At 66.7% G+C, this 16,720-nt stretch carries 15 protein-coding genes and 1 pseudogene; 8 read left to right on the top strand and 8 right to left on the bottom strand.

Features of this window, described 5'->3' with window-relative positions; translation table 11 throughout:
* Positions 1-96: 96 nt before the first annotated feature.
* The gene (locus PX554_RS03320; RefSeq protein WP_093223399.1) at positions 97-816 is read left to right on the top strand and encodes a GntR family transcriptional regulator; all 720 of its coding nucleotides are present in this window, start codon (positions 97-99) and stop codon (positions 814-816) included.
* A gap of 13 nt (positions 817-829) precedes the next feature.
* On the opposite strand, the gene PX554_RS03325 is transcribed toward PX554_RS03320, so the two are convergent.
* From PX554_RS03325 to PX554_RS03360, 8 genes and pseudogenes are all read right to left on the bottom strand, one after another.
* The gene (locus tag PX554_RS03325) at positions 830-1,174 is read right to left on the bottom strand and encodes an L-rhamnose mutarotase (RefSeq protein ID WP_275498909.1); all 345 of its coding nucleotides are present in this window, start codon (positions 1,172-1,174) and stop codon (positions 830-832) included.
* Positions 1,171-1,992: a kinase gene (locus tag PX554_RS03330; protein WP_275498911.1), complete on the bottom strand. Its 822-nt coding sequence runs from the start codon at positions 1,990-1,992 to the stop codon at positions 1,171-1,173. Before PX554_RS03330 ends, PX554_RS03325 begins: the two co-directional genes overlap by 4 nt.
* On the bottom strand, positions 1,982-2,962 hold the full coding sequence (locus PX554_RS03335) for a 2-hydroxyacid dehydrogenase (RefSeq protein WP_275498912.1): 981 nt from the start codon (positions 2,960-2,962) through the stop codon (positions 1,982-1,984). Before PX554_RS03335 ends, PX554_RS03330 begins: the two co-directional genes overlap by 11 nt.
* Entirely contained in the window at positions 2,959-3,990 is a 1,032-nt protein-coding gene (locus PX554_RS03340) for an aldo/keto reductase (RefSeq protein WP_275498914.1), read from the bottom strand. Before PX554_RS03340 ends, PX554_RS03335 begins: the two co-directional genes overlap by 4 nt.
* 133 nt (positions 3,991-4,123) lie before the next feature.
* A complete protein-coding gene (locus tag PX554_RS03345) occupies positions 4,124-4,429 on the bottom strand; it encodes a hypothetical protein (RefSeq protein WP_093223393.1) in 306 nt (101 codons plus the stop codon).
* Positions 4,430-4,544: 115 nt separating this feature from the next.
* On the bottom strand, positions 4,545-6,092 hold the full coding sequence (locus PX554_RS03350) for an efflux transporter outer membrane subunit (protein ID WP_275498986.1): 1,548 nt from the start codon (positions 6,090-6,092) through the stop codon (positions 4,545-4,547).
* Between the two features lie 6 nt (positions 6,093-6,098).
* Positions 6,099-9,299, bottom strand: a complete 3,201-nt coding sequence (locus PX554_RS03355) for an efflux RND transporter permease subunit (protein ID WP_093223390.1) — start codon at positions 9,297-9,299, stop codon at positions 6,099-6,101.
* A 6-nt stretch (positions 9,300-9,305) separates the two neighbouring features.
* A pseudogene (locus tag PX554_RS03360) lies at positions 9,306-10,490 on the bottom strand (efflux RND transporter periplasmic adaptor subunit).
* 101 nt (positions 10,491-10,591) lie between these two features.
* On the opposite strand from PX554_RS03360, the gene PX554_RS03365 reads away from it, so the two are divergent.
* The 7 genes from PX554_RS03365 to PX554_RS03395 all read left to right on the top strand — a co-directional run bounded on the left by PX554_RS03365 (position 10,592) and on the right by PX554_RS03395 (position 16,465).
* Entirely contained in the window at positions 10,592-11,251 is a 660-nt protein-coding gene (locus tag PX554_RS03365; RefSeq protein WP_275498918.1) for a TetR/AcrR family transcriptional regulator, read from the top strand.
* 219 nt (positions 11,252-11,470) lie between these two features.
* Positions 11,471-12,697 (top strand): tyrosine-type recombinase/integrase, encoded by a 1,227-nt coding sequence (locus PX554_RS03370; protein ID WP_275498920.1) that lies wholly within the window; start codon positions 11,471-11,473, stop codon positions 12,695-12,697.
* The gene (locus PX554_RS03375; RefSeq protein ID WP_275498922.1) at positions 12,694-13,401 is read left to right on the top strand and encodes a hypothetical protein; all 708 of its coding nucleotides are present in this window, start codon (positions 12,694-12,696) and stop codon (positions 13,399-13,401) included. The genes PX554_RS03370 and PX554_RS03375 overlap by 4 nt, the downstream gene beginning before the upstream one ends.
* A 79-nt stretch (positions 13,402-13,480) precedes the next feature.
* Entirely contained in the window at positions 13,481-13,708 is a 228-nt protein-coding gene (locus PX554_RS03380; RefSeq protein ID WP_275498924.1) for a helix-turn-helix transcriptional regulator, read from the top strand.
* A gap of 206 nt (positions 13,709-13,914) precedes the next feature.
* A complete protein-coding gene (locus tag PX554_RS03385; RefSeq protein WP_275498926.1) occupies positions 13,915-14,187 on the top strand; it encodes a hypothetical protein in 273 nt (90 codons plus the stop codon).
* A complete protein-coding gene (locus PX554_RS03390) occupies positions 14,184-15,104 on the top strand; it encodes a DUF7146 domain-containing protein (RefSeq protein ID WP_275498928.1) in 921 nt (306 codons plus the stop codon). The genes PX554_RS03385 and PX554_RS03390 overlap by 4 nt, the downstream gene beginning before the upstream one ends.
* Positions 15,101-16,465: an AAA family ATPase gene (locus PX554_RS03395; protein ID WP_275498929.1), complete on the top strand. Its 1,365-nt coding sequence runs from the start codon at positions 15,101-15,103 to the stop codon at positions 16,463-16,465. The genes PX554_RS03390 and PX554_RS03395 overlap by 4 nt, the downstream gene beginning before the upstream one ends.
* Positions 16,466-16,720 lie beyond the last annotated feature (255 nt).

The following is a 16,720-nucleotide window of genomic DNA, read 5'->3' on the forward strand; positions in this document are numbered from 1 at the left end:
TTGGCTGGTGTTTCTTGCCTGTCGGGTCTAGGTTCCACCCATATAGCAACGCGCTGTTCGCCCACCGGCCGGCGCGTATCGCACGGGATTTATCGAATGCGCGCAGCAACGCGGAAGGCAACGCGAGAACCACCGGGGGCAAGCCTGCCCGATCCGGCGGGCGGGGACGACGACACGAGCCTCGCCGACAAGGCTTATGGCGCGATCCTGCGGGGTCTGTTCGACCGCTCGATCCCGTCCGGCGCGGAACTGTCGCAGGCCGATCTCATCAGGCTGCTCGGCATGACCGCACAGCCGTTGCGCGACGCGCTGCGCCGGCTCGAAACCGAAGGATTGGTGACGATCCACGCGCGCTCCTGCATCCGGTTCGTGCGCGCCGATCTCGAATTGTCACGCTCGACCTATCAGTTCCGCACGCTCATCGAGCGTGGCGGCGCACGCATCCTGGCGGAACGCGGCGACGCCGACGAGATTCAGGCGCTGGTCGATGACCATCACGCATTGCTCGCGCGGCTGGAGAGTCCGGCCTGGAGCCCGGACGAAAAGGCGGCGCTCGACGCGCTCGAGGATCGGCTGCACGGCGCGCTCATCTCCGCGCTGCGCAACGAGCTGATCGAGAACACGGCGCGGCGGCTCAAGAATTACGTGACGCTGGTGCGGCTCGACTGGCTCACCACCCGGCCGCTCGCGATCCGCACGCTGCGCGAGCATCTCGAAATCCTCAACGCCTGCGTCGCGCGCGACGCCGACGCCGCCGAGGCCGCGCTGGTCGCGCATTTTCAGCTCGCGCTGCAACGCCTCATCGGGATGGAGTGACCGCCCCGAACCGTCACGGCTGGTCGTCGAGGCTGTAGATCTGCTCGGCGGCGACCCATTTCTCGCCGGCGCGCGCGAACGGCAGCCGACGCTGGAAGCGGTCCATCAACACCTCCCATGCCTGAACCTCCGGGTCGGCGGCATCGCGCGCGGCGTTGGCGACGGGGTCGAAATCGGGCGCGGTTTCCATCAGCATGACGAGCCGGTCGCCGACCTGCCAGATGTCGAGCGCCGCCACCCCGCCCGCGCGGATCGCCCGCGTCACCGCCGCCGGCGGCCCGCCGGGCCGATGCCAGTGCCGGTAGGCGGCGATCGCCTCGGGATCATCCTGAAGGTCCAGGACCAATACGTGCCTCACCGCGTTCCTCCATCCGTCATCGCACCGGCGCCGCGCACGTCGATACAGGCGCGGGTTTCGTCGAGTTGCAGAACCAGATCGGCATAGCCGGGCATATCGGCGAGGATATGCCGCGTCAGCCGCTCGTAATGGCTGACGAACGTCGTCACCTCGGCATCGGACATCACGCCCGCCCCGTGTGCGCCCGTCGCCCGCAGCGCATGCTCCTGTTCGATCCGCCAGCCCAGCACCCGTTCCCAGCTCGGCGCGCGCAGCATCGCCAGCCAGTCGATCCGCGCGAACAGCCGCTGGTACGCGCCCGCCAGCGCCGCATTGGCGTGGCGCCGCCACAGGCCGTCGGGGTCGCGCTCGCGTTCCAGTGCGTTAACCGGTGCGGCCAGCGCCGCCGCGTCCTGCGGCCGCGCGCCGACGCACCAGCCCTCGAAGATCACCAGCGCCGGGTGCGCCGGCGCGATCGGCCACGCCGCCGGATCGACACGGTCGTCGCGCGCCTTGTCGAAGCGCGGCAACGGCGTGGCTGCCCCAGCGTCGAGTGCGGCGAAGGTCGCGAGGCCCAGCTCCACGTCATGCGTGCCCGGCACGCCGCGCGTCGCGAACAGCGGGTGGACATCCCGCGCCAGCCGCGCCCGCTCCGCCCGCGTCTTGTAAAGATCGTCGAGCGACAGGACGACTGTATTCGAGAACCGCACCGCGAGCGCGGCCGCGACGGTCGATTTGCCGCTGCCCTGCGCGCCGCACACCCCGATCACCAGCGGGCGCGCGCGCGCACCCGCCAGCCTGCGGCCGATCGCGTCGCCGAGGATCGATTCAGGCGACACGGTCGGGCATTTGGCCGCCGCCGAAGAAGGCGTCGAGATTGTCGATCACCTGCATCCCCATCGCCGTGCGCGCCTCGAGCGTCGCGCTGCCGAGATGCGGCAGCAGCACCGCGCGCGGACTGTCGATCAGCCCCGGGCTGATCGCGGGTTCACGCTCATAGACGTCGAGCCCGACCGCCGCGATCCGCCCGTCGGCGAGCGCCGCGACCAGCGCGGCCTCGTCGATCACCGATCCGCGCGCGGTGTTGACGAGGATCGCGGTCGGCTTCGCCCTGGCGAGCAGCGCGGCACCGACGAAATGGTGGGTGTCGGCGCCGCCCGGAATGTGCAGCGAGATGACGTCCGCCGTCTCGAACAGCGCCTCGGCCGAGGCGACGCGCGTCGCCGCGAGACTCGCCTCGATCTCGGGCGCGGCGGCGCTGCGCGAGAAATAGCGGATCTCCATGCCGAGCCCACGCGCGCGCGCGGCGGTGCGTTGCGCGATTCGCCCGAAGCCGATCAGCCCGAGCGTGCGCCCGGCCAGCGATTGGCCGACGAGGTGCGTCGGCCGCCAGCCGGTCCAGGTCCCGGCACGCACCTCGCGCTCCCCCTCCCCCGCCCGCCGCGCCGCCATCAACATCAGCAGGATCGCGAGCTCTGCGGTCGCCTCTGTCAGCGCGCCGGGCGTGTTGCTGACGGCGATCCCCGCCGCGCGCGCGGCGGCAAGATCGATATGATCGACACCCGCGCCGTAATTCGCGAGCATCCGCGCGCGCCGCCCCTCGGTCGCGATCACCGCCGCGTCGAGGCGATCGGTGATCGTCGGGACGACCGCGTCGAAATCGGTCAGCGCCGCCCGCAGCTCGTCCGCGTCGAGCGCACGATCCTCGACGTTGAAGACGACGTCATACGTGGCGGCGAGGCGCGCCTCGACCGCTTCGGGCAGCCGGCGCGTCACGCGCACGCGCGGGCGGGCGGGCGCGCCGGTCATGCCGCCGCCGCGTCCGGCGCGGGCGCATCGGCGCGCAGCAGCCCCGCCGCGCGCAGATCGCGCCAGAACCCTGCCGGGATGTCGGCGCGGTAGAGGTCCAGCGTGCGCGCGACCTGCTCCGCGCCGGCGAGGCCCGGCAGCACACACGCCACCGCCGGATGCGCCAGCGGAAACTGCAACGCCGCCGCCGCGAGCGGGACATCATGCGCCTCGGCCACCGCCTCGATCCGCCGCACCCGCTCGACGATCGCCGGCGGCGCGAGATCGTAATTATAGTGCAACGCCCCACCGCTCCTGGTGCCGGTCGCGAGGATGCCGCTGTTGTACGGGCCGCCGACCAGCACCGACACGCGCTGCGCCACGCACGCCGGCAGGAACGCGTCGAGCGCGTCCTGTTCGAGCAAGGTGTAGCGCCCGGCGAGCAGCACGACGTCGAGGCGCGTTTCGCGCAACGCATCGAGGCACACCGCCGTCTCGTTCACGCCGAGACCTAAGCCGGCGATCGTCCCCTCGTCGCGAAGCCGCTCGAGCGCGCGGAAACCGCCGCCCTGGGTAAGCTGCTCCCAGTATCGCGCGTTGGCGTCACCATGATTGGCGCGGCCGATATCATGGACGAGCAGCAGATCGACCCGCGCCAGCCCGAGCCGGTGCAGGCTCGCTTCATGCGAGCGCAGGATGCCGTCGTGGCTGTAATCATAAACGGCCCGGAACGGCATCGGCGAGGCGAAGCCGTCGCGCATCGCGCCGGTGTCGAGCGCGCCGTCGGCGACGAGCAGGCGACCGACCTTGCTCGACACGACCATCCCGTCGCGCCCCCGCAGCGCATCGCCGAGCCGCCGCTCGCTCAGGCCGAAGCCATAGAAGGGGGCGGTGTCGTAGAAGGCGATGCCGGCCTCGGCCGCGAGGTCGACCGTCGCCCGCGCGGTTGCGTCGGTGATCGCGCGGTAGAGGTTGCCGAACGTTCCACACCCGAAGCCGAGTTCGGTGACCGAAACCCCGCTATCCCCAACCGCGCGCTTTTTTATCATGATCACGTCTCTGAAATACCAGATAGGCCGATCTGTGATCTATGATTGCAAAGCCAGCCGTGCGCAAGTCGCGTATGCGCAGCGCCCGACTTTGTCGCTCAGCGCGGTCGCCGTTCGCGCCCGCTCCCGCGGCCTAGGGCTGCGCGCCGAACGCCAAGGCCTCTGCCGAACCGACATCCTGATCGCCCGCGAACAGCCGGTCCAGCCGGTTCCGCACATCGTTGCGGTAGGTCCGCGAGGCGGTCACGCGCGGCGCCGCCACCGCGACTTCGTCCGCGATCGCGTCCTTGATCCGCTCGAGCGCGGCCTCACCCAGCACGTTGGCGCGGCGCAGTTCGATGCAGAGCTGCACCAGACCCACCGCCGTCGCCTGGGCGCGCAGTTCCACGTTGGTCAGCTCCCAATGGAGCCGCTTTTGCTGGTCATATGGCTTGGTCATTTCGCCTTTCCTCTCCAACCGCGATCGTATCGGTCGAATCGGATGCGCGCCAGCCTTTAGACGCGGCCACGGCCACGGCCGGGGCCGCGCCCGCCAGCGCCGGCGCCGGCGCCGCTCACCGGCGCGCGGCGCCCCCGGCAGGATCGTCACCCGCGAGCCCGCCGCCCAGCGAGCGGTACAGCTCGACCAGATTGTTCGCCTTGCTCAACCGGGTCGTTACCAACTGCTGCTGCGCGGAGTAAGCGGTACGTTGCGAATCGAGCGTGGTCAGGAACGATTCCACGCCCGCACGGTAGCGCGCGTCCGAAATCCGCAGCGCCGCCGCCGCGGCATCGACACGCGCCGTCTGCGCGGAGACCTGCTCGTCGATCGTGCCGCGCTGCGCCAACGCGTCGGCGACCTCACGGAAGGCGGTCTGCACCGCTTTCTCATAGGTCGAGACGGCCGCCTGCTGCTGCGCTTCGGCGGCGCGCAGATTGCCGCGCAGCCGACCGCCATCGAAGATCGGCAACCCGATCGACGGCGCCGCGGTGTAGGTGAAGCTGCCGCCCGAGAAGAGTCCGCTCAGCGCCGTGCTGATCGTGCCGACCGTCGCCGTGAGCGAGATGTTGGGGAACAAAGCGGCGCGCGCCGCGCCGATATTGGCGTTTTGCGCGATCAGCTGGTGCTCGGCCTGGAGCACGTCCGGCCGGCGCAGCAACACATCCGATGAGAGGCCGGCCGGCAGCGCCTGCAACGCGACGTCGCCGGTGCCGAGGCCGTCGGGCAGCATGGCGGGCGCCACCGGCGCACCGACGAGCAGGTCGAGCGCGTTCTTGTCCTGCGCCAGCCGCGTCCTCAGCACCGCGATGTCGTTGCGCGCGCCCTGATAGACGCTCTCCGCCTGACGCGCCTCGAGTTCCGAGGCGACGCCGATGCGGAATTGCGCCCGGGTGAGTTCGAGCGACTGCTCGAACGACTTGAGCGACTCCTGCGAGATGCGCAACTGGTCCTGGTCGGACGCGAGCGTCATCCATGCCGTCGCGATCTCGGCGATCAGGCTGATGCGCGTGGCGCGCTGCGCTTCCTCGGTGGCGAAATATTGTTCCTGCGCCGCACGCGTCAGGTTGCGGACCCGCCCGAACAGATCGACCTCATAGGCCGAGACGCCCGCGTTGAGCGAATAGAATTCCAGATCCGACGAGCCCGTGCCCGCGCCCGCGCCGACACCCGCGCCCACGCCGGTCCCGGTGCCGCCGCCGGTGCCCGTCCCGGTGCCAGTACCCGTGCCCGTGCCGACACCGGTGCCGCCGCCGACCGCGCCGGCCGCGCCCTGGATGTTGTTGGTATAGGTGGCCGATCCGGACAACCGCACGGTCGGCAACAGATCGGCGCGCTGGACGCGATATTGCGCGCGCGCCTGAAGCACGTTCGCGGCGGCGACGCGGAGATCGCGATTGTTCTCCAGCCCCAGCGCGATGATGCCGCGCAGCCGATCGTCGGTGAAGAACGCGCGCCAGCCGATCTTCGTGATGTCGGGCGCGTCAATCGCCGCCGCCGGATAGACACCCTGGGCGGGCAGCGCCGCCGGCACCGCGCCGACCGGGCGCACATATTTGGGCGCGAGGTCGCAACCGGCGAGCGCGGTGGCCGCGAGCAGGACAAGAACGCTTTTGCTAGTCATCACCACTCAGGCTCCCTGCGGCGCGGGGGTGTCCCCGCGCGCGCCGTCATCAGGCCGTCCATCATCATGCGGGCGCTCGCCCCCGTCATGCGCCGCATTGCCCCGGCTGAAGAGCCGCAGCACGACCACGAAGAACATCGGCACGAAGAAGATCGCGAGCACCGTCGCCGAGAACATGCCGCCGACCACCGCACGGCCGATCGCGTTCTGCCCGCCCGCGCCGGCGCCGTTGGCGATCGCCAGCGGGAACACGCCGAAGATGAAGGCGAGGCTGGTCATCAGAATCGGCCGTAGCCGCAGCTTGGCCGCCTCGATCGCGGCGTCGTACGCCGACAGCCCCTCGCGCATCTTCTCCTCGGCGAATTCTACGATCAGGATCGCGTTCTTCGCCGACACGCCGATCGTGGTGATGAGACCCACCTGGAGATAGATGTCGTTGTTGAGGCCGGTCAGGCTCGCCGCGAGCAGCGCGCCCACCACGCCGAGCGGCACGACCAGCATCACCGACAGCGGCACCGACCAGCTTTCGTACAGCGCTGCGAGGCAGAGGAACACGATCAGCAGCGACAGGCCGTAAAGCGCCGGCGCCTGCCCGCCCGAAAGCTGCTCCTCATAGCTGAGCCCGGTCCAGTCGAGCCGCGTCCCCGGCGGCAGCTTGGCCTGCATGTCCTGCATCGCTTTCAGCGCCGCGCCGGACGAGACGCCGGGCGCTGGCTGCCCCAGGATCTCCATCGAGGGCAAGCCGTTGTAGCGCGTCAACTGCATCGGCCCCTGGTGCCAGGAGACGTCGGAGAAGGCGGTGAACGGCGCCATGTTGCCGCTCGCGCCGCGCACGTAGAGATCTCCGATATTCTCGGGCGCGATGCGATACGGCGCATCGGCCTGGATATAGACGCGCTTGACGCGGCCCCGGTCGATGAAGTCGTTGACATAGGATCCGCCCCAGGCCGTCGCGATGGTGCTGTTCACCGTCGCGAGATCGAGCCCGAGCGCGCCGGCCTTGTCCTGATCGACCTGCACCTTGAGCTGCGGCGCGTCGTCCAGCGCATTCGGGCGGACGCCGACCAGCGCCTTGTTCTGCGACGCCATGCCGAGCAGCATGTTGCGCGCGGCGAGCAGCTTGTCATGGCCGAGCCCGGCCTCGTCGACCAACTGGAGGTCGAAGCCCGTCGCGTTGCCGAGTTCCTGCACCGCCGGCGGGATGATCGCGAAGATCAACCCGTCCTTGTAGCTCGCGAACACGCCCATCGCGCGGGCGACGATGGCCTGCGCCCTGTTCTTGGCGCCCGGCCGGTCCTTCCACTCCTTCATCGGCATGAAGGCGATGCCGCTGTTCTGCCCGGTGCCCGCGAAGCTGAAGCCGTTGATCGTATAGACCCCGCGGATCGCGTCGCCGGCATCGCGCAGGAAATGGTCGCGCACCAGATCGAGGCCCTTTTGGGTCCGCGCGGTGGTGGAGCCCGCCGGCCCCTGCACCAGCGCGATCATGACGCCCTGGTCTTCATCGGGAAGGAAGCCGGTCGGCAATCGGGTGAACAGGAACACCATCCCCGCGACGATCAGCGCGTAAGCGATCAGCGAGCGGCCGAACCGGCGCGTGGTCGATCGCACGCCGCTCTCGTAGCGTGCGCGCCCGCGATCGAACTTGTCGTTGAACCAGCGGAAGAAGCGCGCGAGCGGGCCGTTGCCCTCGTTCTTGTTCGGATTGTGGGGTTTGAGGATCGTCGCGCACAGCGCCGGCGTCAAAATCAGCGCGACCGCGATCGACAGCACCATCGCCGACACGATCGTGATCGAGAACTGACGGTAGATGACACCGGTCGAGCCGCCGAAGAACGCCATCGGCAGGAACACCGCCGACAGCACCAGCGCGATGCCGATCAGCGCGCCGGTGATCTCGTCCATCGATTTGCGCGCCGCTTCCTTCGGCGTCAGATGTTCGGTGGTGATCAGCCGCTCGACGTTCTCGACGACGACGATCGCGTCGTCGACGAGCAGACCGATCGCCAGCACCATGCCGAACAGGGTCAACGTGTTGATCGAATAGCCGAACGCCGCCAGCACCGCGAACGTACCCGTCAGCACCACCGGCACCGCGATCGTCGGGATCAGCGTCGCGCGGAAGTTCTGGAGGAACAGGAACATCACGAGGAAGACGAGCACGACCGCCTCGACCAGCGTCTCGATCACCTGCTCGATCGACAGGCGCACGAACGGCGACGTGTCGTAAGGGAAGATGACCTTGACGTCGGACGGGAACTGCTTGGCGAGTTCGGTCACCCGCGCCTTGACCGCCTCGACGGTGTCCAGCGCGTTCGCCCCCGGCGCCAGCTTGACCGCGATGCCCGATGCGGGCTTGCCGTTCCACTCGGCGGAGAAGCCGTAATTCTCCGCGCCGATCGCGACCCGCGCGACATCGCCCAGCCGCACGATCGATCCGTCGGTGTTGGTCTTCAGCCGGATCTTCGCGAATTCCTCGGGCGAGGTCAGCCGCGACGACACGGACACGGTCGCGTTGAGCATCTGCTCCTTGGGCGCGGGCTGCGCGCCGAGCTGCCCGGCGGAAACCTGCGCGTTCTGCGCGGTTACCGCCGCGATCACGTCGGGGATCGTCAGCGCGAAATTGTTGAGCTTGAGCGGATCGACCCAGATGCGCATCGCATATTGCGAGCCGAAGATCTGCGTGTCGCCGACGCCCGAGACGCGCGACAGCGGATCCTGGATGCGGGAGGCGACGATGTCGGCCAGGTCGTCCGCGTCATGCTTGCCGTTTTCGGAATAGACGCCGACGTACAGCAGGATGTTCTGCGTCGCCTTGGCGACGATGATCCCCTGGCGCTGAACCTCCTGCGGCAGCAACGGGGTCGCCGCCTGGAGCTTGTTCTGGACCTGGACCTGCGCGATGTCTGGGTCGGTGCCCTGCTCGAACGTGATCGTGATCGTGACGGTGCCGGCCGACGAGGATGAGGACGAGAAGTAGCGAAGGTGATCGATCCCCTTCAACTGCTGCTCGATGATCTGCGTGGTCGTGTTTTCGAGCGTCTGCGCGTCCGCGCCGGGGTAGGTCGCGGTGATCGACACGGCCGGCGGCGCGATCGCCGGGAACTGCGAGATCGGCAGCGTGCGCACCGCCAGCAGACCGGCGATGACGACCATGACCGCCAGCACATAGGCGAAGATCGGGCGATCGATGAAATAGCGTGACATGGCCGTTTACTTCGCCTGCGTCTGCGCCTGGCCCGGTTGCGGCTGTGCGCCTGCGGGCTTGGCATTGGGGTTCCACGGCGTGCCTTGCACCGGCATGCCGGGACGCAGCATCATCGCGCCTTCCACGATGATCTTGTCACCCGGTTTCAGCCCGCCCGTCACGATCCAATTGTCGCCGGAGGTCCGGTTCGACACGAGCGTGCGGGGTTCGATCTTGTTGCCCGCGCCGATCACCAGCACGGTCGGCTGGCCCTTCTCGTCGCGGCTGACCGCGCGCTGCGGCACCAGCATCGCCTTGGCCTGCGTGCCCTCCACGAGCGAGGCGCGGACGAACATGCCGGGCAGCAGCAGCCCGTTCGGGTTGGGGAACAACGCGCGGATGATCTGCGAGCCGGTGGTGGGATCGACCGTGACGTCGGCGAAGCGCAGCGTGCCCTGCGCGCCATATTCGCTGCCGTCCTCCAGCTTCAGCTTGACGCGCGCGTTGCCGTCGCGGGTCAATTGTCCGCTGAGGATCTGCTGGCGCAGTTTCAGCAGGTCTGCACTGGATTCCTGGATGTCGACATAGACCGGGTCGATCCGCTGGATCGTCGCGAGCGCGCCGGCCTGCGACGCGGAGACGAGCGCGCCGGTGGTGAACAGCGATCGGCCGATCCGGCCCGTGATCGGCGCGCGGATCGTGGTGCGCGCGAGATCGATCTGCGCCGAGCGCAGCGCGGCCTCCTGCGCTGCCACATCCGCCTGCGCCTGCGCGGCGGAGGTCTGCGCATTCTCATATTCCTGGCGGGCGATCGCGTTGATCTTCACCAGTTCGCCGTAGCGGCGTGCGAGCGCCGCGCTCGAGGCGATGCTGGAGCGCGCCCGCGTCAGCGCGGCGCGCGCGCTGGCGACCTGCGCCTCGTACGGCGCGGGATCGATCCGGTACAGCGGCTACCCCTTGTGGACGACGTCGCCCTCCACGAACAGGCGCGCGAGCACCAGGCCGTTGACCTGCGGGCGAACCTCCGAGGTTTCGAACGCGGCCGTGCGGCCGGGCAGTTCCGTGGTCAGCGTCACCGGCTGTTCGCGCGCGACGACATAGCTCACCGGCGGGGCCTGCGGAGCCTGCTGCTGCTGCCCACCGCCACACGCCGTCAGAGCGAGCAGGGCGCTGGATGCCAACACACAGCTCATCAGCCGCTTGGAGACCATAGATTTTCCCGCTTGAAAAAAAGAAAGAGAGCGATCACTCACAAATTCGCCCGTTAGCCGCGTCGCTCGCACGCGTCAACAAGCTGAAGGAAGGTCTTAAAGTGTCGGTTGCCGCATGCCCGTTCCCCTCGCGCGCCCAGGCGCGTCGGGAAAAGATCAAACAGGTGGCGCGACGGCTGTTCATCGAACACGGGTTTCACGCGACAGGTATCGCATTGATCGCGAAGCTTTCGGGCGTCGCCGTCCAACAATTGTACCGGGATTTCCCTTCGAAGGAGGACATCATCGCGGCTATCGTCGCAGAAGATTGCGACAGATTCGCGAATCTCGCCACGCTGGATTGCGCGCTCGCCACGGATGACCGCGACGCGCTGCGGCAATGGCTCGAGTCCGCCACCTGCCAGAAGGATGACGAGACCGATCGCCTGTTTCTCGAAATCGCCGCCGAGGCATCGCGCAACGCGCGCATCCACACGATTTTTTCCGATGTCAGGCGCACGATGCTGGACAACATCAGCAGGGCGTTCGCGGGTCTGGCCGGAAACCACACGGTGGGAGAGGAGCACCGGCTGCTCGCCGAGGCGTTCATGATCGTGTCGGTCGGCGCGGCCGCCACCCGCGCCGTCCATACGGCGGACACCCGCTCCGCCGGCGCGAAGCTGATCTCGTGCCTGTTGGACGGAATCCACGGCGGCCCCGATCAGTCGCCGGCAGCCACACCGCGCGAAGGCGCACTGAAGCCCGAAGCGGCGATTTCATAAAAGGAACCGGGTCGGCCCGGAGATCACCGTCGCCCACTGGGGCGAACTTGGCGGAGACGGAGGCCGCTTTCGTTGTGTTGCGGCTGGTTGCGCTTAGCGGCATTTCCGGCTGATTTCCGCCAATTCTTGAAATAAGCACGTTGCAACACGTTGCCACTTGTCGCCAGTCATCGCTTTCTTTATGATGGGTGTATTGATAGAAGATCGGAGCAAGCGTACATGCCGAAGAAGGCGGCAGAGCTAAGCGCGATGGCTGTTCGGAATCTGTCCGAACCCGGCATGCATTTCGTCGGAGAGGTGCCGGGCCTGGCCCTGCAGATTCTTTCTACCGGCGCGAAGACATGGGTGCTCCGCGTCAAAATCGGCCCGCGTCGGCGCGACATGGGCTTGGGCGGCTACCCCGAAGTGAGTCTCAAGGACGCGCGTGACGCGGCGAGGGTGGCTCGACAGAAGATCCGCGAGGGTGTCGATCCGATTGAGGAAAGACGGGCAGCCAAATCAAAGCTCATGGCCGCGGCTACGATCCTGACGTTCAAGCAGGCAGCCGCGGATTACATCTCTGCGCAGGGGGACGGCTGGAAGAACGATAAACATCGCAAGCAGTGGACCGCGACTCTCGAAACTTACGCCTACCCCACGCTCGGGAAATTGGCTGTCGGCGACATCACGCGCGAGCATGTCCTCGCGGTCCTTCGTCCGATCTGGAACGAGAAGCGTGAGACGGCGAGTCGCCTGCGTGGGCGGATCGAGGTGATACTGGACGCCGCGAAGGCGGCCGGAGCCCGATCTGGCGACAACCCGGCGGCATGGCGCGGCAACCTTGATAGCGCACTCCAGCGTCGTCGATCGGAACCGAAGGGCCACCACGCCGCCTTGCCCGTTGCGGACATTGGTGATTTCATGAAGCGTCTTCGTGCGGCCGATGGGATCGGAGCCCGCGCTCTTGAATTCGCCATTCTCACCGCAGCGCGATCAGGCGAGGTGCGCGGTGCCACCTGGTCGGAGATCGATCTCGATGCCGCGATTTGGATTATTCCCGCCGTTCGCATGAAGGCAGCACGCGAGCACCGTGTGCCGCTCTCGCCGTCGGCAGTAGCGTTGCTCCGAGCGCTACCTCGCATGGCTGGGAATGACCTTGTGTTCCCCGCACCACGCGGCGGTCAGCTCAGCGACATGACGCTCGGAGCCGTCCTGAAGCGCATGAAGGTCGAGGCGACCGCGCACGGTTTCCGAAGCACATTCCGCGATTGGGCTGGGGAATTCACGGCACATGCTCGCGAGGTCATTGAGCATGCACTTGCGCACCAGCTCAAGGACAAGGCCGAGGCCGCTTATGCGCGTGGTGATCTGCTCGCCAAACGAAAGCGTCTCATGGATGACTGGGCAGCATTTGTGTCGAAGCCGGCCGTGTCGGGCACGATCACGCCGATTAGGGGGCGCGCGTGAGCGAAGCTGACATCGACGGTAGATTGCCGATTGAGGTGCTTCGTGGTCAGGCGATTGCCGCGTCGCGCCTGAGGGCTTCTGCTAAAGTGCGTGCAGTCCTCGCGTGCGTCCGCAACGGCATCGCCCTTGGGGTAAGTGAGAGCGAGATCTTTGGCCTCAGCTGCGGAGAAGAAAGCGGGGTCAAATATTGGCAGGCCTTCCTCAATCAACCCATGACAGAAGCGGAGATGATTCGCGCCATCGCAACGCACTTGGCTTCGCCGGCGAGGATTAGGGTTGGCCAGGGCGGCGCGGTTGCGATGGCGAATTTGCCGCTGCCTCAAGTGCAGGCAGCCTTTAATCGACTCCCAGACGATTTGAGGCCCGGCTCGGCTAAGGTATTTCCTGACAATGTACTGAGAGCCTTATTACGCATCTCACCTGATGAACTTCCGCCGTCTCTTCTGGCTTATCTTGATCCATCTAACCTGATTATCGGCAGCAATAATACGTCGGCGGAACCGATCACAAGATGGTCGCAAGCTAGAATGGAGGATGATATCAATTCTTGGTGTGCAAAGACTGGCATCGGCGACCGAGAGCGTGCATGGCGTGAAGAATACAAGGCGCGCCAATTGGAAACTGGGTGGACCAACATCTCTTTCAGAGAGGCTTGGACTAAGGCTCGGGGCAGAGGCCCTGGCCGTCCTCCTAAATCCGCATAAATAATCCGCCCATGCGGATTTAGACGGCGGATTTCCATTAGGACACTGTTGCGACGTGATAAAGCACGGAGCAACACCCATGAAAGCGAACGATACTGCGGCACTTGTCGCGTTCGACAATCTGCCCGAATCCGCTCACGTCGCAAGCCCGGTGGTAGAGGCTATGCTTGGCGTCCACCGCGCAACGGTCTGGAGAATGGTCCAAGACGGGCGCCTGCCGGCGCCGATCAAGTTCGCGCGCAACGTGACGCGTTGGAAGGTCGGCGACCTTCGCAAGGCGCTGGCGCAATTCGCTGAGGCTGCGTGATCGCAAGTGGCAACAGCAACGGCTCGGGCGCCGCAGCCCGGTAAGCAGAAAGGCCGCCCTGTGGCGGGGCGGCCCTTCACGAACTTCATCAACTTCGACACCGACAACAATACTGCTTTCGACCTCAGGACGCAACGCCTTCGCGCGCTCGGAATCGTTGGTAGGCGAGCCGCTCTCATTGCCAGCATGGCTTGGGGAGAGTTGGTATGAAGCCGGCTACTTCCAATGTCGTGCCGCTCAAACGATTTCCGCATCGCCTGATCGTGCTTGAGCCCGCCGGCTACAGCCAATGGTTCTGGCAGATGTACTATGCGGACGGCCAATTCGCGGGTACGCGCAGCGAGATCGGTTCCTTTGAGGACGCGATGGCGGGCATCCGCCAGTATTCTGAACAAACCGGCCTCCCCGCCTTCCACCGTGGCGACCGTCGTTCGAAGCCTCAGCCGCTAACGCGCGGCGCGCGGAGATCGCGGCTATGAGACCCGAGCTGCGCAACCAGGCGCGCGGCCGCTGGCGGGCCATTCTGCCAAAGCTCGAGGTTCCCGCCGCGTCGCTCGACGGAAAGCAGCACCCCTGCCCGGTTTGCGGCGGCAAGGACCGATTCCGCTTCGACGATCTCGACGGGTGCGGGACATGGTTCTGTAATCAGTGCGGGGCCGGCGACGGCGCATCCCTCGCGATGGCGATGACGGGCCTTGGCTTCGTCGCGATGGCGGCGCGCGTGCGCGAGTTGATCCCCGGCTGTGCACCGACGCCCGCCAAGCCGGCGCGAGACGACGAACGCTGCATCGCCGCGGCGCGGTCGGTCTGGACCGCGGCGCAACCGATCGCGGGCACGATGGCCGAAGCCTATCTGCGGTCGCGTGGCGCGTGGACAGACGATCTCCCGCGAGCCGGCGCACTGCGCTTCGCACCGAGGCTCCGCGCCGCCAACCATGCGGCTGGCTATCTCCCGGCGATGGTGGCGCGCGTCACCGATGCCGCCGGGCGTGGCGTCAACGTCCACCGGACGTTTCTCGAGGATGGCCGCAAGGCATACCGCGCCATGATGCCAGGGCCAGTGCCGCCGGGCTCCGCAATCCGCCTGATGGCCGCTGCGGAGCGCCTGGGAATAGCCGAGGGCATAGAGACGGCCCTGAAGGCGTCACTGCGCTTCGGCGTGCCTTGCTGGTCGGCTGTGACCGCTGGCGGGGTGGAACGATGGGCGCCCCCTCCCGGCGTGTCAGCCGTGGAAATCTTCGGCGACAATGACCGCAGCTTTACCGGGCAGGCCGTGTCCTACGCGCTTGCCCGGCGCCTCACCAACCAGCGCGCGCCGATCGCGTGCGCCGTCCACATCTCAAAGGATCTCGGCACCGATTGGGCCGATGAGCCGGAAGCAACGAGGCTCGCATGACGCCCCCACACCGACACGGCATGACGCGGACGCTTCGGTCCGACGACTTCGGTGCTGACGCCGGCATATACGACGAAGCGCCCGCAGAAGCGTTTGAACTCGCGGACCTGGCGCTTTGGGCGAGAACGGCGCCGACCCCGAAGGCGTTCGTCATGCCGCCGTTCATTCCTCGTGATGACGTGGTGATCATCACCGGCGATGGCGGCACCAACAAATCGACACTCGCCCTCCAGATTAGCGCGTGCGCGGCCGCCAGCAAACGGATGCTTGGCATGGACGTGGCACCCGGCCCCGCCCTCTACATCACCGCAGAGGACGACCAACGCGAGAACCACTGGCGCCTCGCAAAGATCGCTGGCGCGATTGGCACGACTCTGAACGACCTCGCTGGACGGCTGCACGTCGCGAGCCTGCGGGGACGGCTGAACAACGAGCTGGCGACGTTCGAGGGTGACGGGAGGCTCCGCACAACGCCAGCGTATAGGATGCTCCGCGCGACGATCGAGCAGACAGGCGCGAAGCTCGTCACCCTCGACAACGTGGCGCACCTGTTCGCCGGCAACGAGAACGACCGGAGCCAGGTCACGGCATTCATCAACCTGCTCTATCAATTATGCGGAGACCTCGATGTGACGATCCTGCTCATCGCGCACCGCAACAAGAGCGGCGACAGCTATTCGGGCTCAACCGCTTGGCTCAACGCGGTTCGCTCACAGGTATTGCTAGAACGCTCTGATGAGCACGACGCAGATCTGCGCCGGATGTCGCTCGGCAAGGCCAACTATGCGCGAGCCGGTGAGGAAGTCATATTCCGTTGGCACGACTTCGCCCTGATCCGCAACGATGACCTCCCTGCCAGGGTCGGGGCCGAGTTGGCGGCCACAATCCAGGCCAACGCCGACAACGCGATTTTCCTGCGCTGCCTCGCTGAGCGGAACCGCCAGCATCGACAGGTCAGTGAGAAGCCTACCGCCGCGAACTATGCGCCAAAGCATTTCGAGACGATGGCGGAAGCGAAAGGGCTGAAGCGCAAACGGCTTGAAGCAGCAATGGACCGCCTCTTCCGAATCGGAGCGATCGAGCGCGGGTTTCTCTACCGCGATACCGGTGAGGGGAAGGACATTTATGGCCTCCGGGAAGCTACCGGCGAGCAACCGGAAACCTCTCCGGAAACCTCCCGGAAACATCTTCCGGAAGGTTCCGGAAACCCGCAGGAAACGACCGGAAACACACCCCCTATATATAAATATATACCGGGCGCGGCCACTCGGGCCGCCGCGCCCGATGATGAGGTAGGATCGAGCCACCACTCGCAGTTGATCCTCGCCCCAGGTGAGGAGGCCGATAATGTCGATTTCTGAGCGGGCGTAGCTCATCCCCTCCCCGCCCCGAACCCTTCCGCGCTTCCCGCGCAACGAACACCTCCAGCCTGAGTTGGCGGAGATACAATCCGCCGATATACCGCAGAAATGCTAGTCTCATACGACATATAAGCTTGACACCCGTTGTCACACCCATCATAAAGTCGAGCGGGAAGCTTTTTCCCACCTGTAAGCGCCCGTCGTGAGACGTTCGCCAGCCCGACGAAGGATCAATTATGGCCCTTGTGCGCAACG

The sequence above is a fragment of the Sphingomonas pollutisoli genome (assembly GCF_029167165.1).
Taxonomy (GTDB): Bacteria; Pseudomonadota; Alphaproteobacteria; order Sphingomonadales; family Sphingomonadaceae; genus Sphingomonas; species Sphingomonas pollutisoli.